The following is a 20900-nucleotide window of genomic DNA, read 5'->3' as shown; positions in this document are numbered from 1 at the left end:
GTACAGGCTTCTAGTCTTTCTTTGTCTTCTGGACTCATTGTTTTATAGGGCTTAACTTTGATCGATTATCCCACTCTGCTTTGCTAAGTATTTCTACTTATTACCTAATTGAGATGCTCCCGTCCCAACTTACGAACCTCATCAAAAAGACATCTATCCTGTTAATCTCAGGTGCGATTGGGCTAGAACTGTGGAATATTTACACGAGTTTTGCTCATCGCGAGCTACCAAGTTTTTTGATTCCGATGTTTTGGATCGGAAGATTTGCGATCGCAGCTCATGGGCTTGAAGCTCTAATCGCTGCTTTTTGGGCAACTTCAAAACAAAAAAGACCTTTGCAATATGCAATTTATACTTTTTTTGTGGGTACGGTAGGTTTGATGGAACTCTTTGAGTGAGAAGCGATCGCATCGAAGGAATAAAGCGATCCTAAATGATATATAAGAGATTCTTTCTTCTGCCTAGAATCGTAGGGGCAATTCATGAATTGCCCCTACTCACTTGTAGAATCTTTGCTGGCAACTTCGCTCTCATCTTCAACTCGATAAAACCTAGAAATCGATAAGTTCTTAGATTTGTTTTGAAACTGTTTCTTCCAAAGTAATAGGAAGGCTTGCCGCAGTTTGACGCAGGTTGTAAAGCCACTCTGCTACATCTGGGGGGACAGCAGTAAAGCGAATCCAACAGTAAGACAAATCTTCAGAATTAACTTCTACGACCTTAGCATAGACATCCTCCATTCTTGTTTCTGCCTCGGAATTGAGCAAGGCAATTTGCAAATTGGTGAGGGGTTCTAAGATGCGATCGGTTCGTATTTTTGCATTATTTGCCGAAAGTTCGATCAAGCTACCGACAAATCTCTTGTCTGAAACCTGCTTACCCTCAAGCAGGTTCCATTCTATAGCAATGGGGTTCGCCAGTTTTATCAAGGTTTCCTTATCTTCGGGCAGAGCGAGTTCATTGATTCCGCCGATATCAAACATCACTATCGCTTCGTTAAATCCTTTTGGCTTCACGCGCATTTGTGCGTCGATGCGAACGATTGATTTGACTTCATCGAGAACAGCTTCTGAAACTAGCACTTGCCCACCCACGGTATAGGATTCAATTCTTGACGCCAGGTTTACAGGGCTACCCATAACCGTATATTTAGCCCGTCGGTGCGATCCAATATTGCCTGCTAATACCTCCCCCGTATGTAGACCAATCCCCATTTGCAATGCAGGGAGTTGCATTCGATCCAATGCTTCATTCACCTCGGTCATAGCAAGTTGCATCGCGATCGCACAAGCAACGGCTCGTTGCGTATCATCTTCTCGTTGAATGGGCGCACCAAACATCACCATGATGCCATCACCAACAAAATCATTGATTGTGCCTTTATACTTAGCCACGACCGAGGTCATGACATCCAGATAAAGTGAGATCGCTTCAACGCCCTGTTCTGGTGTAACACGCTCGAACAGTGCCGAGAAGCCTCTCAAATCAGAAAACAGCAGGGTCACTTTTCGCTTTTCGCCGCCCAAATTTAGACCTTCGGGAGTTTCTAAGAGGTTGGCAACCACTTCGTCAGTAAGATAGCGCCCGAAGATCTGCCGCATACCATTTGCGCTCTGTGCTGTATAGCCCGTAACCGCGATCGCCGAGCCAAATAGCGCTAATAAAGAAGGTACGACAGGAAGCCACCATCCCTGTAAAAATGCGATATAACTGCCAACCGTTAGACATCCGCCTAACACAAAGATCGCCAGTACCGTCCAAGATACACTTAAAGTCTGCTTTAATTGATTCTGCGTTCCCACATAACGTCTCGTCCAGCACAAGAGTCCGCCAATAAGAGCCCAGATTGAAATCCACAGGGACTCTAGGGATTTTGTCCAAACGCGGAGGAGCGGTCGCTCACCCATGGCATTGCCGATTAATTGGCTGGCGATATTGGCGTGAATGATTACACCATTTGTTGTCGTAAACGAATGTCCAAAGATGGCATTGTTATATGGAGTCACAAAATAATCGCTGCTGCTTTCTGCGGTAATACCAATCAAAACAATACGATCGCGAAAGATGTCTTGAGACGTTCGACCCTCTAGAACGTCAGTCAGTGAAACGGTGCGAAAGTCATTCTGAAAATTGCGAAAGTTCGATAGGATTTGATAGCCCCCTAGTTCGGCTCGAACGTAACCACCATCATTTGATTCAAAGGGAAGAAATATGGCTTTTCCTAATTTATATTTCTGGGTTTTAGCATCTAGCACCTCTAGTCTGATATTTTCTGTTTTCAGATATTGCAATGCTAAGGCTGCGCTAAAACTTGGAATTGTTTTACCCTGCTTATCTTTTACTGACAAAAGGACGCGACGAATCTTACCATCGCCATCGGGCAGTAAATCGTTTGCTGCTACTTGATTGCGCTTTTTGAGAATGGGGGAAGGAGCGACGCCAATACCGTCTCGATTGCCAACCACCTTGCGAATGCCGATCAGATTTGGCGTGGATTCAAATACGGCAACTAGATCTGGATGTCCGGGTTCTATGGGTATATCGCGGTACAGATCTAGACCAATCGCTTTGGGTTGCTGTTGCTTGATTAAATTTATCAGCTGGGCTAAGGTGGCATCTGAAATAGGCGAACTGTATTTCAGAATGTCAGTCTCGTCGATCGCGACGATCGTGATGCGATCGTCTGCTGATTCTGACGGTTGTAATTGAAAGAACAAGTCATAGGCGGCTAATTCTAAGGGCTGTAACAGTCCTGCAAAGCGTAGCCCCAGAAAAATAGCCGTTGTAGCGGGGACGATCGCGAAAACACCACGCCATTTCCAAAGTCGCTTTTTTATGTTTACCCACATATTAAAGTTTTAACGCTTTTAGAACGGATTGGCAACTAGAGAAAAGTAAAACCCATTCTCTTGCCAAGTTCGTTTCTCGCCCGTTATTAGGCTCAGAGGGATGCCTAGATCTAAACGAGCGGTGAGGCGATCGCCTATTTGAAAGCGCAAACCCATTCCCACTGATGCCAAGGTACTGGGATCGGGATCGGGTCTAAGACTATGGTTCCAAGCTTTGCCAAAATCAAAAAATGGGGCAATCTGTAAAAGTCCGCTAATTTCTGGAATACGCAGGACGGGGATTCGTACTTCAGCCGATAGTAGCAAACCGTTATCAGTAAGCACGGCATCTTGTCGAAAACCTCGCAAGGTGTCCTGTCCGCCAAAACTAATCTGTTCCTGTGACAACAGGGGGCGATCGGCAAGTTGCAGATCGGCACGGAGGAACAGAAGGGTTTCAGGAGCTAACAGTCGTACGTACTGGGCTTGTCCGCGCCAAGCTAAAAAGCGACCATCTGGAGAAGCCGAATTGATTGTCGCACTAAAAGCATCAATACCCACACTGAGTTGAGAACGTGCGGCAAACACCTCTTCGCTACTGCGTTGCACGTACTCTTGAAAGAAGCGCAGGGCTGTGAGATTTGTTCTGCCATTATCATCAGAACCAAGAGAAGGAAAGGGGATTTCCCCTCCTAGTAGAGAAGCTTCGCTTTGGCGATGACTGGTGGTTAACCCGATCGCAAAGTCTTGAGAGGTGCTTTGAAACAATGGCTGGCGGATCGATATTTCGTAGTTACGCGAACTGGAGCGAATATCGAGAATATTAAAGGGAGCTTCGATCACATTGCTAGAAGAAGTTCCAAAACTGAAGCTAATTGTACCGTTGTAGGGGTTAAAAGGAATTGTGTAACTGGCATCTAAAGCATTGCTGCCATTGGTATTGCTGTAGGTGAGGCTAAAGCGATCGCCGAGTCCAGTTAAGTTGGCTTCGTTCAGTTGAATTTGGCGACGATCGGTTCCGACACTTGGGGTGCGGCTGTTGTCGAGGGTGATTGGCAGGCTAAAGGTTTTTGCCTCAGAGACTTGTACTGCTAAGATATTCGATCCTGGTTGCAAACTAGGAGACAAATTGGCGGAGATGCTTTCAATCAAGGGATTGATTTGCAGCAGTTGTAGGGCTTCTAACAGACGGGTGCGGTTGAGTGGTTTCCCCGTGGCGATCGCAATGCGAGATTGAATATATCCAGGATTTAGTCTGGCTAATCCTGTGACTTTAATGTCTTCTAGCGTCCCTTCAATAATCTGAATCTTGACGGTTCCAGTTTGCAAGTCCTGCTCGGGTATGTATGCTCCAGATGTGATGTATCCACGTTCTAAATAAAGGTCGGTGATTTTGGTTCGCAGTTGAAAGAGTTCGGCAATTGAGATAGAACGATTGGTATAGGGTGCGGTAATTTCAGCGAGTTCGGCATCGCTAAAAACGGTGCTGCCAATCACTTCAAATTTTTTGACAATGAGGGCTTCGGAGGTGCGATCGCTGGGGATTGTAGGAGTTTGCGGTGCGGTTGGTGCAAGTAAGCGATCGGGAGGTGGAAGTTTGGAAGGCTCAGTCGTTGGTTTTGGCGTGGGTTTGGGGTTGAGGTCGGGAGGAACTGGACGATTTGGCGGAATGATGGTTTGAGCGGTGATAGGTAGAGTATAGGAACTTGCTGCGATCGCGATCGCGGCAAAACCTGTTTTCAGTCCTTTCAAGGATACCGAAAAACTCTTATATAATTTATTCACGATTTTTTTACTCCCAACACCTACAAGCCTTTGCGCTAAGCGTTTATTTTATGAAGACTGAGAACTTTTGCAAAATATCTTAGAATCATTTCCTGCGAACAACCATCGTTATTGAACTGTATTAAGCGGAAGTTACCTATAACATTTGGCTTAATTTTGGAGTCCAATCGAAATTACGAGCAATATTCCCGATTTTTGGTGAGTTGTTACCTCGATCTCAAGCTTAAATAATTGTCAGGACTTGATGAGATTGTATGTAAATATTCAGAAAGTATAGAGATGAATCTTACGAATATGTGAGATGATTCTATAAAATTTCAGCTATTACTATTTTTAGAAATGCCTTCCCCCACCAGTTTTGGGGCGCAAAATCTCTTAATGTCCCGCAAAAATGGGATGCTAGGGGATAAGAATTTTGCTAGATCTTTCCACTAAACCATCTTGGTATTTGCAATACCTCGATTTGGGCTAAATGCAAATGCGCATCTTTTGTGAATTTAGTCATAAATTTAATTGAAATAGGAATAAGAAAATAATGGAACTCACCCATCGACTCGCTCATCGTTCTATATACCTGACGAGTGCTTTTTTCTTGACCTATTTCATGACTACATTTTCTGCGATGGCTCAGATCGTTCCCGATGCGACGCTGCCTGTCAACTCGACGGTGACAACGACAGGGCAGTTGCATACGATTAATGGTGGCACGGCGAGGGGAGTAAATCTTTATCACAGCTTTCAAGATTTCTCAGTTCCGATAAATAACACGGCTTATTTTAACAATGCGCCACAGGTTCAGAATATTTTGACGCGGGTGACGGGTAGCTCTGCCTCGGATATTGATGGGACGATCAGGGCGAATGGCAATGCGAATTTATATCTGCTCAACCCGAATGGGATTACGTTTGGTCAAAATGCGAAGTTAGAGATCGGTGGGTCGTTTACGGGCAGTACGGGCAGTAGTTTCAAGTTTCCTGATGGTAGCGAGTTTAGTGCTAAAAATCCACAAGCACCACCGTTATTAACGATGAGTATTACACCAGGGTTGCAGTACGGACAGAGTCAACCGGGGGCAACAATTACAAGTCGGGGAAATCTCTCAACAGGGCTAGATTTAGTTCTGAATGCTGACAAACTGGACTTACAAGGAACTTTGGTAGCAGGTAGGGATTTGACACTGCAAGCGCAAGATGCGGTCAAGATTCGCGATACGGTTGCAAATCCGTTTGTTGCCACTTCCAGTAGAGATATGTTGATTCAGGGCAGTCAAGGGATTGATATTCTCGCACTAAATCATCCCCAGTGGATTCCCTTTGTGAGTGGAGGGAATTTGACCTTAGCAAGTGATGGAGTGATTTCAGCGGATGCCCATTTTTCCAGTGTCGGCGAGTTTAAAATTCGCAGTCTGTCGGGAAAGCTAGCCAATTTTATCAGTCTGTATGACCCAATTATCAGCAGCTCAGGCAATGTGGATATTGCTTCAAGCTATACTGGCTCGTCCTTGTTGATAGAGTCCAAGGGAAATGTGCAGATTCAGGGGACAGTGACCATCAGCACACCAGATATGGTTTCTTCCTTTGTGGGAAACGATACAGTATTAAGCACCCAACCGGGATTGGTAATTCGTTCTGGACAAAACACGTTGGTTTATGGCGCTACCAATCAGAATAATCCACTAGCATTTACCAATAGTGCCAATATTCCAGTTGGCATCACTCTGGCGGGAGCTGTGCGCGTACAACCCAATACGTTAGGAGGCATTGTAAGACTGACAGCAGACCAAGGAGGTATTACTTTTCACAGCATTGATGCCTCCAGCACCACAGATGGTAATGGGGGATCGATTGAGCTGACAGCGCAAAGTGATATTACCAACACAGATGGATTCCTCGATCCTTTAACTACAATTAGTGTGGCTCTGGGTTCTTTCTCCTATTCAACGATCGGAGATGCTGGAAATGGAGGGAACATTTCACTAACCTCCACCTCTGGTAATATTATTCTCAACTATGCAGCGGTTGAATCGTACTCGCGATCGCCCATTGGCAATTCTGGAAATGGAGGGGCAATTTCTATCTACACTGGCTCTGGTAATATCCCGCTAGATAATTTCTCGTACTGGTTTTCATACTCGTGGTCGGACTCTGGGGATTCTGGGGATGGGGGAGCAATTTCCTTTGCCTCTAACTCTGGCAACATTTCGCTGAAAAATAATTCCAACTTGACATCGTACTCGCGCTCCTTCGACGGCAACTCAAAGAATGGGGGGGCGATTTCCATTTCCTCCAATTCTGGTAATATTTCGCTGAATGATTCTATCCTGACCTCGCTTTCCTTATCAAGTGTTGGCAACTCAAAGAATGGGGGGGCGATTTCCATTTCCTCCAATTCTGGTAATATTTCGCTGAACAGTTCCCAATTAACCTCATCCTCCAATTCGGAATCATCCTTTGGTAATTCGGGGAATGGGGGAGCAATTTTCATCTCCTCTAACTCTGGCAATATTTCTCTTGACAAAGGTTTCCTAGACTCGTCCTCGTTCTTGTATTCATACTTCGACAATTCGGGGAATGGGGGAGTAATTTCCGTCTCTTCTGGCTCTGGTAATATTTCGCTAAACAATTCCCAATTGATCTCGTCTTTGTACTCGAACTCATCCAATTCGGGGAATGCGGGGGCGATTTTCATCTCTGCCCCAAATGGCAGCATCACTGCTTCTCTTGCTAGCTCGTTATCTTCTATTGCCGCATCACAGAATGGTTTAGTGGGAAGTGGTACAAGCGGTAAGATTATGCTTGAAGCGAAAAACCAAATCAGCAATCTGACTATCTATACCGCATCCACTTTCGGACAGTCAGGCGAAGTAAAAATCAATGGTACAGGCGATCTAGCTATTACCAATCTTCATATTATCGCAAGTAAAAATATTAGTATTACGAGTCCCTTCGGTCCAATAAACATTGTTTTTGGTACAAGTGGACAATCGGGGAATGTAGCGATCGTAGGGTTAGGTAGCCTCACCTTTGACAATAGCATCATCAACAACGTCACCCAAGGCAGCGATCCTGCTGGAAATATTTCCATCACTAGTCCCAGCACGATTACCTTTCAAAACAACACTCAAATCCTGAGCAGCACCAACAGCATAGGTAATGCTGGAAATGTCACAGTTACAGCAGGTCAAGCTATCACGTTCAAAGATAATAGTAAAATTCTTGCACAAACCATTAGCAGTGGGAAAGCAGGCAATATCGATGTTAGAGCAGGAAATTCCATCCTCTTTTCTGGTGCAGGTACGGGCTTATTTGCAGATACAACTCTTAATTCAACAGGCAATGGCGGTGATATCTTTGTCGATCCGCAGCTTGTAACCCTGCAAAATGGCGCGAAAATCTCCGTTAGCAGTCTCGGTTCTGGCATCGGTGGCAACATTTTCATCTTTGCCGATCGCCTCATCCTTAGCAACGGTTCGTTCATTACCGCCGAGACCGCCAGTACCAATGGCGGCAATATTACCCTCAATATCCCTGCTTACTTACTCTTACGTTTTGGCAGCCAGATCAGCACCACCGCAGGCACAGCCCTCGCAGGAGGCAACGGCGGCAACATCAACATCAATGCAGGCTTCATCATCGGCGTCAAAGGTGAAAATAGTGACATCTTTGCTAACGCATTTAAAGGGAATGGCGGTAACGTCAATATCTCCACCAACGGCATTTACGGACTGGAGTTTCGCCCTCTCTTGACTAGTTTCAGCGACATCACTGCCAGTTCGCAATTTGGCTTGCAGGGTAACGTGCTTATCACCACTCCCGGACTCGACCCCAGTCGCGGACTGACCAGCCTCCCCGTTAACCTTACCGACCCCTCCAAACAAGTCAGTCAAAGCTGTGCCATTGGTGGCAAGTTAGCCAATCGCGACAATCGCTTTACTGTTTCAGGTCGAGGTGGTTTACCCAAGAGTCCCACCGACGAGCTTTCTAGCATACGACCCTTAGTAGAACTAGCCGACCTCGTACCCAGTAGCACAAACTCCATCTCAGCAACAGAGCAAAAGCAGGAAGTAACACAAGGAGTTCCCAAACACATCGTTGAAGCGAATACACTCGTGCGAGACAGTCAAGGCATCCTTCGATTGGTGGCAGCTTCTAATCCACTCAGCCCCGCTATTCCTCAACTTTCCTGTCCGCAACAATAAATAATAAACAAAAACCTTGGGTTATGGGAAAATAGAACGAAACTTTTGCTCGGAAATGAAAGTATGAAACCCGTCTTTCACAATGTATGTCTGACGAGTGCTTTTTTCTTAACCTATTTCACGGTTGCTCTTTCTGCTGCGGCTCAGATCGTTCCAGACGCGACGTTGCCTGTCAACTCTGCAGTGACTACAAATGGTCAAGTCCATGCGATTAATGGTGGAACGACGAGGGGCGTTAATCTCTATCACAGTTTTCAAGATTTCTCAGTTCCGACCAATAACACGGCTTATTTTAACAATGCGTCACAGGTTCAGAATATTTTGACGCGGGTGACGGGTAGCTCTGCTTCGGATATTGATGGGACACTCAGGGCGAATGGGAATGCGAATTTATATCTGCTCAACCCAAATGGCATTACGTTTGGGCAAAATGCGAAGTTAGAAATTGGTGGTTCGTTTACGGGCAGTACGGCAAGTAGTTTTAAGTTTTCCGATGGTAGCGAGTTTAGTGCTAAAAATCCGCAAGCACCACCGTTATTAACGATGAGCATTACGCCGGGGTTGCAGTACGGACAGACAGATTCGCGATCTACGCTATCAAATGCAAGTAGTTTGATCGTACGCGAAGGACAAGGAATTACTTTGCAGGGGGGATCTATATCGAGTACGGGGGTGTTAACTGCTCCCGGTGGAACGGTACAAGTATTAGGTAGCCATGTCAGTCTCTTGAATAATGCACTCATTGACGTGTCGGGTGCGAACGGCGGGGGGACTGTCTTGATAGGTGGCGACTATCAAGGCAAGGGAACAGTACCCAATGCTAGCGAAACCCATGTGGATCGAGGTGTTACGATTAGCGCAGATGCGCTCCAAAATGGGAATGGCGGACGAATTATTATTTGGGCAGACAAACTAACGGAGTTTTACGGCACAGTAACGGCAAAGGGAGTAAATCTAACCAATCCAAGTTTTAAGGGAGATGGTGGATTTGTGGAAATATCGGGAAAGCAAAATCTAATCTTTGATGGCAGGGTAGATTTACGTGCAGCAAATGGGAAATTAGGAACGCTGCTACTCGATCCGACAAATGTGATTATTTCCAATGGTTCAACTCTCGGGACAACACTCACTCAGGCATCACTAGAAACTCAATTGAGTAGTGCCAATGTAACTATCGATGCTACTAATGAGATCGTTATTGGAACACTAGATGGAAACACACTGACTTCGAGTTTAGGTTCAATAACCTTTATAGCTGATTCTGATGGGGATAATATTGGTTCGTTTTCAATGAGTCCATTCGATCTCATTCGTGCTTCAGAAAGAAATGTAAGCATCTCAGGGGCGAGTGTGACGGTTGGCAGTATCCAAACCTCCTCATCCATAATTAATGGTAATGCAGGTGATGGGGGGGATATTTCTATTTCTTCTACTGTGGGAAATATCACAACAGGTGCTTTGATAGCATCTTCGTCCACAGTCAATGGCAATGCAGGTAATGGAGGGAATATTACCCTGTCTTCGTTTGGCAATATTTCTACAAATGGGTTTAGTGCCATAGACTCGTCCTCATCGACTAGTAATGGTAGTGCAGGCAATGGAGGAGATATTATGCTCTCCTCATTTACTGGAAATATCTTCACACAAGGACTTTTGAATTCATACTCGCAAACTATCTCTGGAGGCACTACAGGAAATGGAGGGGCGATTTCCTTAATTACCAATACAGGTAATATCTCTACAGATTTTATACAAGCGTACTCGATCGCATACTCATATACCACTGGAGGCAATTCAGGTAATGGGGGGACGATCTCTTTAACGACCAATACAGGTAACATCTCTACGGCTAAGCTAATCTCATGGTCGCGATCTGATAATGGTATTGCGGGAAATGGGGGAGCGATTTCCTTGAGAACTAATGTAGGAAATATTTCTACGAATGATATTCGGTCAATGTCTCAAGGAGTTAATGCAAGTATTGGAGGCACAATCACTTTGGCTACGAATATTGGCGATATTTCTACAGGAAGATTTGAGTCATCAGGCTATGGCACTGGAGGGAATGGAGGCACAATCACCTTGACTGCGAATATTGGCAATATCTCTACGGAGAGTTTAGATGCATCATCCTATGCTATCTATTCCAATGCAAATAATGGAGGAGCGCTCTCTTTGACTACCAATGTTGGTAACATCTCTACTGGAGATCTTTACTCCTACTCGTACGCAAATTCAGCTCAAGGGAACCCGAATGCTGGGGATGGGGGCAATATTTCCCTCAAATCCGATCTAGGCAATATCTTTATAAATGGAAATGTGTTCTCATTTTCTTTTTCGCAAGATAATGCTACTACAAGGAACGGTGGGATTATTTCATTGTCTGCTAGGCAGGGAGATATTATTGCTAGTCCCAATAAATCCATTTCATCTTTTTCTGTTGCTCAGCTTGGTATTGCTGGTAACGCTGGGAATATCTTCATAGAAGCTAAAAACAGCATCGCAAATCTATCAATTTCTACGCTATCTTCCTCTACAGGGGCTGGAACGGTTCAAATAACTGGAACGGGTGATGTATCTATCTTGAACACGAACATTATTACTAGCAATTTTTTGGAGATCCCAGATCCGCTAGCTCCCTCGGCACCAGTAATTCTTCCCATCCCTAATAAACTGGGATCGTCTGGTGCTGTAAGTATTTCGGGGATTGGCAACCTAACATTCAATAATAGTTCTATTCAAAGTGATACCAAAGGAAGCAATCCAGCAGGGAATGTAACGATTATCAGTCAGGGATCGATCTTTTTCGACCGTAGTTTTGTTAACTCCAGCACTAGCAGCACGGGATCTGCTGGCAACATTAGCGTTATGGCAAATCGCGGGATAACAATAACAGGCGCGAATAGCGGACTATTTGCTCAAACGAAGAGTAGTGGAAATGCAGGAAATATTAATGTTACTGCCAATGACCTCACGCTCTTAGGAGGAGCCAGTATTCAAACGACTACGCTTAGCAGTGGTCTTGCTGGGAATATCGAAGTGAGAGTTGCCAATAATTTCTCACTGACGGGCACAGGTACAGGACTATTTTCCGATACCGCCTTTGGCTCATCTGGCAATGGTGGCAATATCTTTGTCGATCCGCAGCTTGTAACCCTGCAAGATGGCGCGAAAATCTCCGTAGGCAGTCTCGGTTCTGGCATCGGTGGCAACATTTTCATCTTTGCCGATCGCCTCATCCTTCTCAATGGCTCCTCCATTACCGCAGAAACCGCCAGTAGCAATGGTGGCAACATCACCCTCAACATCCCCGCATACTTACTCTTACGCAACGGTAGCCAGATCAGCACCACCGCAGGCACAGCCCTCGCAGGTGGCAACGGTGGCAATATCAACATCAATGCAGGTTTCATCATCGGTGTCAAAGGCGAAAACAGCGATATCTTTGCCAATGCGTTTAAAGGGAATGGCGGTAACGTCAATATCACCACCAACGGCATTTACGGACTGGAGTTTCGCCCTCTCTTGACTAGTTTCAGCGACATTACTGCCAGTTCTCAATTTGGTTTAAATGGAACAGTCAGCATTACCACACCCGGACTCGACCCCAGTCGCGGACTGACAAACCTCCCCGTTAACCTTGCCGACCCTTCCAAACAAGTCAGTCAAAGCTGTGCCATTGGCGGCAAATTAGCCAATCGAGACAATCGCTTTACCATATCTGGCAGAGGCGGCTTACCCAAGAGCCCCACCGACGAGCTTTCCAGCATTCACCCTTTAGTAGAACTAGCCGACCTCGTACCCAGTAGCACAAACTCCATCTCTGCAACAGAACAGAAGCAGGAAGTCACTCAACAGGTTCCCAAACGCATCGTCGAAGCAAATACCCTCGTGCGAGACAGCCAAGGCGTTCTGCATTTAGTGGCAGCTTCTAACCCCCTTAGCCCTGCCATCCCCCAACTTTCTTGTCCACAATAACGAATATGACCTAAAATACATTAAAGCGGCTTTTCGGAGCAAAACCTATGACTGCTTACACGATCGACCTCGAACCCATTGTGAAACTGACTAGAGAGCAGTTTTACAAACTCTGTGCGGCAAACCCCGAACTCAAGCTAGAACGCAATGCCAATAACGAACTTGTACTCATGACTCTTTCAGGTGGGGAAACTAGCGCTTGGAATTCTGAAATTAATTACGACTTAGGTTTGTGGAATCGTCAAAGTGCTGCTGGAATAACATTCGGCTCATCCACAGGGTTTTCGCTTCCCAATGGCTCCGATCGCTCCCCCGATGCGGCATGGATTCCGATCGCAAAGTGGAATGCCCTCACCCCAGAGCAGCGTAAAGGATTTCTGCCACTATGTCCAGACTTTGCGATCGAGCTATTATCCCCCACGGACTCGTGGCTCAAAGGCATGGCAAAAATGCAAGAGTACCAAGATAACGGTTGTCGTCTGGGTTGGCTGATCGATCCTAAAAGCAAGCGCGTTGCGATTTATCGTCTAGACAAACCCGTCGAGATCCTCGAAGTTCCAGTCAGTTTGTCAGGAGAAGACGTTCTCGTAGGCTTCGTGCTGAACTTAGAAAACATCTGGTCGTCGTGAAGATTAGTCCATATATTATTTAGAAATTATTTAGAGAGAAGCCATGTTCTTTTGGAATTCCATCTTAAAGCTAAAACCTAAAACCAGTAGATTTCTACGCCACGTCAGTGTCGGAGCCTGTACGACATTACTAGCCCTGCTCTTAGGATGGAATTCTCAACCTAGTATCGCCAACAATCCCGCCCACCGTCCCCAAAGCGCCTCAGTGGATTCCGTTCTGACCCAATCTACCAGCACCAACCCTTCAACGCTCGTCCAGACAGGCAAGCAACACTATCAAGCTGGACAGTATGCTAATGCGATCGCAGTCTGGCAGCAAGCCTCTGACATCTATACTAAACAAGGCGATCGCCTCAATCAAGCTGTGGTATTAGACAACCTTGCCCTCGCCCATCAGCAACTCGGACAGTGGAAAGAAGCCGATCGCTTGATTTCCAAAAGTTTAGAAATTCTAAAATCCGATTCACAACAGACCAAATTACTGGCACAGGCACTCAACATTCAAGGAAACATCCAACTCTCTCAAGGCAAAGCCCAAGCTGCCCTCACAACTTGGCAACAAGCAACAGCAACCTACGAGCAAGCAGGGGACAAAGACGGAGCTATTCGCAGTCGGATTAATCAGAGTCAGGCATTGCGATCGCTCGGCTTATATCCGCGTGCCAAAGAAACCCTCAAACAAGTGCAAGCAGACCTCAATCAACGCCCCGACTCGTCACTCAAAGCTTCTAGCCTGCTGAATTTAGGGGATACTCTGCGCCTGATCGGCGATCTCAAAGAAGCCGAAACCACACTAAAAGAAAGCCTCGCATTGTCGCGGAAACTTAACGATATTCCCATCATGACTGACGCACTTCTGAGTTTGGGTAATACTTCCTCCAGCCAGCAACAACCCACCGCCGCAATTGGTTATTATCAAGAAGCAGCCAACAACGCCACCTCTCCCATCCAAAAAGTGCAGGCACAGTTAAACCAATTGCGGCTTCAGGTGGAAACGAAACAGACCGAGCTAGCCCGAATTTTATTCTCAGACATTCGATCGCAACTTCCCAATCTCCCACCTAGCCGTGCTTCTGTCTATGCAAGGGTAAATTTTGCCCAGAGTCTTATGAAACTCAATTCTGAGAGAAATCCTGAGATAAGCTTAGGAACGAGCGATCGTGAAGTCGCTGCCCAACTCCTTGCCACTGCCGCACAACAGGCAAAAGACATGGGTGACCCTCGCGCGGAGTCCTACGCGATCGGCTATCTGGGCGAACTCTACGAACAAACCCAGCAAATCTCAGAAGCACAGAACCTGACTGAAAAAGCGCTGATCCTTGCCCAAACCAATAATGCATCAGACATCGCCTATCGCTGGCAGTGGCAACTCGGACGCCTCTTGAAATCGAAGGGCGAAAATCCCAAAGCGATCGCTGCCTATGGCGAAGCTGTGAATACCCTTGCTTCCATTCGCACCGATCTCGTATCTAGCAATGCGGATATTCAGTTTTCATTCCGCGATAGTGTTGAACCTGTCTATCGACAGCTTGTCGCTCTACTCTTAACTCCTGAGAATGGTAAACCCGTCAGTCAGGAAAATCTCAAAGCTGCTCGTAAAGCGATCGAATCGTTACAACTGGCAGAATTGGATAATTTCTTTAAGGAAGCTTGCCTGACGGGTCGCTCTACCCAGATTGATGAAGTCGATCGCCAAGCCGCCGTGATTTATCCGATTGTTTTGCCTAACAGTCTAGAAGTTGTGGTTTCCCTGCCAGATCGTTCTTTGCATCACAGCTCGACAAAAATTTCTCAGGACGAACTAGAAAGCCTTATGAGTAAAGTGCGAAGCTCTCTACGCCGTACTGCCCTTGAGTCCGAAACTCAAAGATTCTCTCAAAAGCTTTACGATATCTTGATTGGGAAAGAGATAGAAGCGACTCTAACAGCCAATAAAATTAAAACCTTGGCATTTGTGCTCGATGGTTCTTTGAGAAACTTGCCCATGGCTGTTCTCTATGATGGTCACCAATATTTGATAGAGAGATACAATCTTGCCCTCACCCCTGGACTGCAACTCCTCGATCCCCGTCCCCTCAAACGCCAGCAGCTAGAGGTTTTTGTTGGGGGGGTGAGTAAAGAAACGCAAAATTTCAATGCATTACCAAATGTCGAAAGAGAAATGCAACAAATCGCATCTACGGTGTCAACGCAATCTCTTTTAAATGAGGCTTTCATTAGCGAAGCCATTCAAAAGCAAATCAGTAAGATTCCCTTTCGGGTTGTGCATTTGGCAACTCACGGAGAGTTTAGTTCTGATATCGAAAAAACCTTTGTTTTGACTTGGAATAACCGTCTCAGTGTCCGACAATTGGGAGAACTGTTGCAAAATCGAGAGCAAGAGATTCGGATTCCCATTGAGTTATTGGTACTCAGTGCTTGCAAAACTGCTAAGGGTGATAGTCGCGCCACCTTAGGGCTGGCGGGGATAGCAGTCCGTTCGGGAGCGAGGAGCACGATCGCCACTCTCTGGTCAGTGGAGGACAGCGCTACAGCTACATTTATGGAAGTCTTTTATCAAGAACTGTCAAAACCCGGAACCACAAAAGCGGATGCTTTACGCACCGCCCAAATGAGTCTTCTTAAACAGCCAGCATTTACACACCCCTTTTACTGGTCTCCTTTCGTTTTAGTTGGGAACTGGTTGTAGCCAAAATCCTCAATCTAGTCATTTATCATCGAAAGTAACATCTAAACCGAGAAATTCCTATGTTTTATAAAAAAATCCATCGACACCTTGCACTCTTTGCGATCGCGACATCCTTACAACCCATTGCGTTCTCTATCTTTTCAGCAGATGCTAATGCTCAGAACTTTGAACCTCCTGATGACCAGCCTGCCCCGACTGTAACTCTCGGTGGTGGAAGGCGCAGACTCGATAGCGATGGGAAATGCCCTAAAGATCGCGATATTCAACCTACAGATGTTACCCCTAAACCGAGTGAGTCTTTAGAACAAAGACTGATTCCCTTACTGCCTAGTCATAGCAGGTTTGGGATTACGGTCTTGTCCAACCCGACATTTTTTGTATATGTACCGAAAACCTCAGCGATCGCAGTAGAGTTTACGCTTGAAAATCATCAGGGGCGAGGGATTTATCAGCAACGGGTAAATCTTATAAGTTCCCCAAGTATCGTCAGTTTTCAACTACCTACCACAACATCCTTAGAACTTGGTAAAGACTACAAGTGGTTGGTATCAGTTGTCTGCGAGACTGGCGACCCTGAGGATACCTTCTCCGAAGGCATTGTTCGTCGCATCCAACCCAATACAGCTTTGATGGCACAATTGGATAAAGCTTCAGCAAACGATCGCGTATCTCTTTATAGGAAGTTTGGGATTTGGCACGAAGCACTGACTGATTTAGCAAAATTGCGTCTCGCTCAACCCGGTAGTGCTGAACTACAAGCTACCTGGCAAAACTTGCTCAAAGCTTCTGGTTTGGAATCTCTAGCAAATGCTCCTCTCAAAAACTGATCGGCATAGATAATGCGGGCTAAACCCAGTAAATGTCGATACAATTTTAAAAACCTAGGCTATGGGTGTAACTCAAATCCTGAATTTTCTGCAAATACTCTTGATGCGGGATTTAGGTTGGTAGATTACAGCCATATGTTGAGGAACAAGCTAGGCTTGCTATATTAGACATCAGTCATGTAAGGAAAGCACCATGCAATTTGATTTAAAAGCAGCACTAGATAGCATTCGTTTACCTGCAACCTGGATCGGGCTGAGAGAAGTAACAGAAACTAGTACCACTCGCTATGTAAGGGACAGCAAACCGCAATCTAACAGCAAAAGTCATACCCATGGCGTGATGGTGGAAGTCTTAGCAAACGGGCAGTTTGGCTATGCCAGCACCAATCATCTCGATCTGGCAAATATTCAACTGGCGGCTGAGCGTGCTTATCAACAGGCGATCGCTGCCTCAAAGTGGGCTGTCTATACGTTTACCGAGGCGCAAAGACCCAAAGCGACTGGACAATATTTTTCACCTTTCGTGAAGCCTTCCGATCTGCTTTCAGCCAAGGAAATCAACGAATTACTGATCGAAATCTGCGATACCCTACATACCTCAGATAAGATTGTCAAAACCAGTGCCTATACGGTTGTCACCGAAACTGAAATCAAACTGGCAAGCACCAATGGTTCAGATATTTATCAAAAGTTTCTCTTGGTGAGTACGGACTATGGGGCGACGGCTCAAGAGGGCAATGTCATTCAAAGTCGGGGTGATAATGGGCAGCTAGCCCGTTGCAATCAAGCAGGAATGGAAGTATTTGAAAGAACCGAAGTTTTAAATCGGGCTAGACAAATTGGCGAGCAGGCAGAGGAGCTATTGTCTGCAGAGGAATGCCCAACCACAACCACCAACCTCCTGCTCGCACCCGACCAAATGCTGTTGCAGATTCATGAGAGCGTCGGTCATCCCCTCGAAATCGATCGCATTTTGGGTGACGAACGCAATTATGCAGGTAGCAGTTTTGTGAAGCTCTCTGACTTTGGCAATCTCGTCTATGGTTCAGAGATCATGAATATTACCTTTGACCCGACTGTGAAAGGAGAGTTTGCCAGCTATGGATTTGATGATGTCGGCATGACCGCGACAAGAGAATATCTAATTAAAGATGGCATGTTGTTAAGGGGCTTAGGCAGTTACGAAAGCCAAGTGCGATCGCAAATTCCAGGAGTTGCCAGTGCTAGAGCCTGCTCTTGGAATCGTCCTGCGATCGATCGCATGGCAAATCTCAACCTCGAACCCAGTGAAGCTCCCAGTAGTTTAAACGACATCATTGGCAATGTGGAGCATGGAGTTTATATGCAGTCCAATCGTTCTTGGTCGATCGATGACTATCGCAATAAATTTCAATTTGGTTGCGAGTACGCACAGGCGATCGAAGAAGGGAAACTAACCAAGACGCTTCGCAACCCTAACTATCGGGGCATTACCAATCAGTTTTGGCGGAGTTTGAAACAAATCGGCGATCGCACTACGATGGAAGCCTATGGCTCTCCTTTTTGCGGTAAGGGCGAACCCAACCAAGTAATTCGGGTAGGTCATGCTTCGCCTGTTTGTCTGTTCGAGAATATTGAGGTCTTTGGTGGAGCAAGTTGACACTTAGTTTGTGAAGTCGTTTCCTACTTTAGCCTCAAGTAAAGTGGAAACCGAGGCTAAAGGAGTTTGTGGCAGGCGCATAACCGTTATTGGTTTTGTGTTGATGCTCAAATAATAGAAATTCCCCAGGAACCCATCCTTTTTCTTGACGCGAATCACTTCTGACCAAGGAATTAACAAAGGAGGTAAGAACGGGCTAAAAGGAAAGAACTTACTGAGGTACAGCCCCTGTGGACTCGTGCCAATATTAAGCGTACCTTTAAAGCTAACCCAACCAATTCTTCCATGATTCATCCGAGAAATGTTTGAGGAAGGATCTTGAGTGGTTCGATACTTTTTAAGCATTCGTCCCCAACCACTTAAAATTGGAAGAAGAAAGAGAAAAACAATACTAGAAGAAATGCCTAGTATAATCCAAGTAACAATCGACATTAATACTTAACGAAGAGTGAATAGTGATTCATAATCGAGATCTTAGCATAGCAATCCTAACTCAATAGGAAACCAGCAACTCGTTGTGCAAATATGTCTGAGTTCTCAAAATGAATATTATGACCGCAGTTAGGAATAATTTCCAACTGCATCGAATTCTTGTTAGGGCGTTTATTGCCAGACACACATGTCATTTCAGTATTTAATGACACAAATTTCCGATCTAATCCACCCGCTAACAAAAGCAATGGAACGCTATTTTCTTGTAACTTTTCCCATAGAGATGGCTGCTGCCCAGTACTGAGACTGTACAGAGATTTTGCTAAATTGGTTGGGGAGTTTTGCAATCGCTTTGCCAGCATTCGTTCAAAATCTGGATGTGCTTTCGTGGAGGCAAATAGCGGTTGGTTGTACCATCTGACTAAAAAGGAGAACAGATCGCCAGTTTCCAATTCCCTTGCCAACTTCCGATCGCTTTGCAAACGCTCGATTCTCTCCACCTCCGTTTTGAGCCCAGGAGAGGCTGATTCTAAAACAACTTTACGAAAATATTGTGGAAAGTAAAGTGTGAGGTAGAGAGCCAAACGCCCTCCCATAGAATAGCCCACCAAAAAGCATTGCCTAATATTTAACGCTTCTAAAAGCTGAACGATTCCATTTGCAGTGTGCATCATTGCAAAATTCCGATCGCCACCAGTGACCTGGGTTTCTCCATGTCCCGGCAGATCGATCGCTAGGCAATAGAAGCGATCGCATAAGCTGGCGATTACTTCCTTAAACTCGTAGCGATCGCCCATAAATCCATGCAAAAACAAAATTGCTGGATGACTCGAATTTCCTACCGAATAATAATGGAAAGTATAATTGGTGACTTCGAGCGATCGTTCCATAGTGATTCGTTAGTGCTATCTGAACTATTGGTAAAAACGGTAAGAGGTGTTAATTTAGGTAGGTCAGATGACATGTCAACCCTCAAACTTAGATCGTTGTGAAAATTGGATTTTTGGGAACTGGACTGATGGGTGAGCCCATGGCTCAAAGGTTGCTAGCAGCAAATTTAGCTGTTACAGTCTACAATCGTACACCATCGAAAGTAGAATCTCTAGCAAAGGCAGGGGCAGCGATCGCAAATTCTCCCGTAGAATTAATCCGAACTTCCGACTGCATTATTCTCATGCTTTCAGACGCGATCGCAATTTCTGAAGTCCTGCTCTCTGAGGCTAGTCAAGCTCAACTTGCAGGTCGCACCGTGATTTCCATGAGTACGATTTCTCCGACGCAAAGTCGAGATATCAGCGATCGCATCCTTGCTGCCTCAGCAGAGTATCTGGAAGCCCCCGTATTGGGAAGTATCCCCGAAGCAAAGGCGGGAAATCTAATCGTGATGGTTGGTTCTACGCCCCAACAATTTCAACAATGGCAGGGGCTATTACAGCATCTTGGTTCTGAGCCTCGCTACATTGGAACGGTTGGTATGGCAGCCGCATTGAAACTCGCGCTCAATCAACTGATTGCTTCGCTAACAACCGCTTTTTCCCTGAGTTTAGGCTTAGTCGAACGTTATGGTGTAGATACAGAAGCCTTCATGCAAATTTTGCGAACGAGTGCGCTCTATGCCCCCACATTCGATAAAAAGCTGTCGCGAATGCTCGAAGGGAACTACGACAACCCCAACTTTCCCACCAAGCATTTGCTAAAAGATACCAAGCTATTTCTGTCGGAAGCGGAAACCCTCGGCTTACAGAGTCAGAGCCTTGATGGCGTTCGTCAGATCTTAGAACAAGCGATCGCCCTCGGTTTGGCAGACGCTGATTATTCTGCCCTTTTCGCGGCGGTGAATCCCACTACCTTAAAAGGATAAATTATGCAAAGATAAACAAGATAAGGTGAAATGT

At 45.7% G+C, this 20900-nt stretch carries 12 protein-coding genes; 8 read left to right on the top strand and 4 right to left on the bottom strand.

What is annotated here, in order from left to right; translation table 11 throughout:
• The first annotated feature begins 80 nt into the window (after positions 1 to 80).
• A complete protein-coding gene (locus tag ACP2WE_RS21410) occupies positions 81 to 398 on the top strand; it encodes a hypothetical protein (protein ID WP_425217564.1) in 318 nt (105 codons plus the stop codon).
• A 171-nt stretch (positions 399 to 569) separates the two neighbouring features.
• Here ACP2WE_RS21410 and ACP2WE_RS21405 read toward each other — a convergent pair whose 3' ends face one another.
• Together ACP2WE_RS21405 and ACP2WE_RS21400 are read right to left on the bottom strand one after the other, a co-directional pair.
• A complete protein-coding gene (locus ACP2WE_RS21405) occupies positions 570 to 2849 on the bottom strand; it encodes a CHASE2 domain-containing protein (RefSeq protein WP_425217563.1) in 2280 nt (759 codons plus the stop codon).
• A gap of 18 nt (positions 2850 to 2867) precedes the next feature.
• Positions 2868 to 4616, bottom strand: coding sequence for a ShlB/FhaC/HecB family hemolysin secretion/activation protein (locus ACP2WE_RS21400; protein WP_442778037.1), 1749 nt, complete (start codon positions 4614 to 4616; stop codon positions 2868 to 2870).
• Between the two features lie 532 nt (positions 4617 to 5148).
• Between ACP2WE_RS21400 and ACP2WE_RS21395 the strand changes: the two genes are divergently transcribed.
• The 6 genes from ACP2WE_RS21395 to ACP2WE_RS21370 all read left to right on the top strand — a co-directional run bounded on the left by ACP2WE_RS21395 (position 5149) and on the right by ACP2WE_RS21370 (position 18573).
• Positions 5149 to 8811: a two-partner secretion domain-containing protein gene (locus ACP2WE_RS21395; protein ID WP_425217561.1), complete on the top strand. Its 3663-nt coding sequence runs from the start codon at positions 5149 to 5151 to the stop codon at positions 8809 to 8811.
• A 63-nt stretch (positions 8812 to 8874) separates the two neighbouring features.
• Positions 8875 to 12789 carry a two-partner secretion domain-containing protein gene (locus tag ACP2WE_RS21390; protein WP_425217560.1) on the top strand — a complete coding sequence of 1305 codons (3915 nt, stop codon included), beginning with the start codon at positions 8875 to 8877 and terminating at the stop codon, positions 12787 to 12789.
• 47 nt (positions 12790 to 12836) lie between these two features.
• Positions 12837 to 13418: a Uma2 family endonuclease gene (locus ACP2WE_RS21385; protein WP_425217559.1), complete on the top strand. Its 582-nt coding sequence runs from the start codon at positions 12837 to 12839 to the stop codon at positions 13416 to 13418.
• A 43-nt stretch (positions 13419 to 13461) separates the two neighbouring features.
• Positions 13462 to 16107: a CHAT domain-containing protein gene (locus ACP2WE_RS21380; RefSeq protein ID WP_425217558.1), complete on the top strand. Its 2646-nt coding sequence runs from the start codon at positions 13462 to 13464 to the stop codon at positions 16105 to 16107.
• A gap of 59 nt (positions 16108 to 16166) precedes the next feature.
• Complete coding sequence (locus ACP2WE_RS21375; RefSeq protein ID WP_425217557.1) at positions 16167 to 16934, top strand: DUF928 domain-containing protein; 768 nt, start codon at positions 16167 to 16169, stop codon at positions 16932 to 16934.
• 193 nt (positions 16935 to 17127) lie between these two features.
• Entirely contained in the window at positions 17128 to 18573 is a 1446-nt protein-coding gene (locus ACP2WE_RS21370) for a TldD/PmbA family protein (RefSeq protein ID WP_425217556.1), read from the top strand.
• Positions 18574 to 18576: 3 nt separating this feature from the next.
• Here the strand turns inward: ACP2WE_RS21370 and ACP2WE_RS21365 are convergent, their stop codons facing one another.
• Both ACP2WE_RS21365 and menH read right to left on the bottom strand, forming a co-directional pair.
• Positions 18577 to 18918: a hypothetical protein gene (locus tag ACP2WE_RS21365; RefSeq protein WP_425217555.1), complete on the bottom strand. Its 342-nt coding sequence runs from the start codon at positions 18916 to 18918 to the stop codon at positions 18577 to 18579.
• Between the two features lie 143 nt (positions 18919 to 19061).
• Positions 19062 to 19895 (bottom strand): 2-succinyl-6-hydroxy-2,4-cyclohexadiene-1-carboxylate synthase, encoded by an 834-nt coding sequence (gene menH / locus ACP2WE_RS21360; protein WP_425217554.1) that lies wholly within the window; start codon positions 19893 to 19895, stop codon positions 19062 to 19064.
• A gap of 98 nt (positions 19896 to 19993) precedes the next feature.
• On the opposite strand from menH, the gene ACP2WE_RS21355 reads away from it, so the two are divergent.
• A complete protein-coding gene (locus ACP2WE_RS21355; RefSeq protein ID WP_425217553.1) occupies positions 19994 to 20866 on the top strand; it encodes an NAD(P)-dependent oxidoreductase in 873 nt (290 codons plus the stop codon).
• Positions 20867 to 20900: the final 34 nt, after the last annotated feature.

It is taken from the genome of Tumidithrix helvetica PCC 7403 (genome assembly GCF_965232925.1).
In the GTDB taxonomy this organism is placed as follows: Bacteria; Cyanobacteriota; Cyanobacteriia; order Pseudanabaenales; family Pseudanabaenaceae; genus Tumidithrix; species Tumidithrix helvetica.
This window is presented reverse-complemented; position numbering and strand designations above follow the sequence as displayed.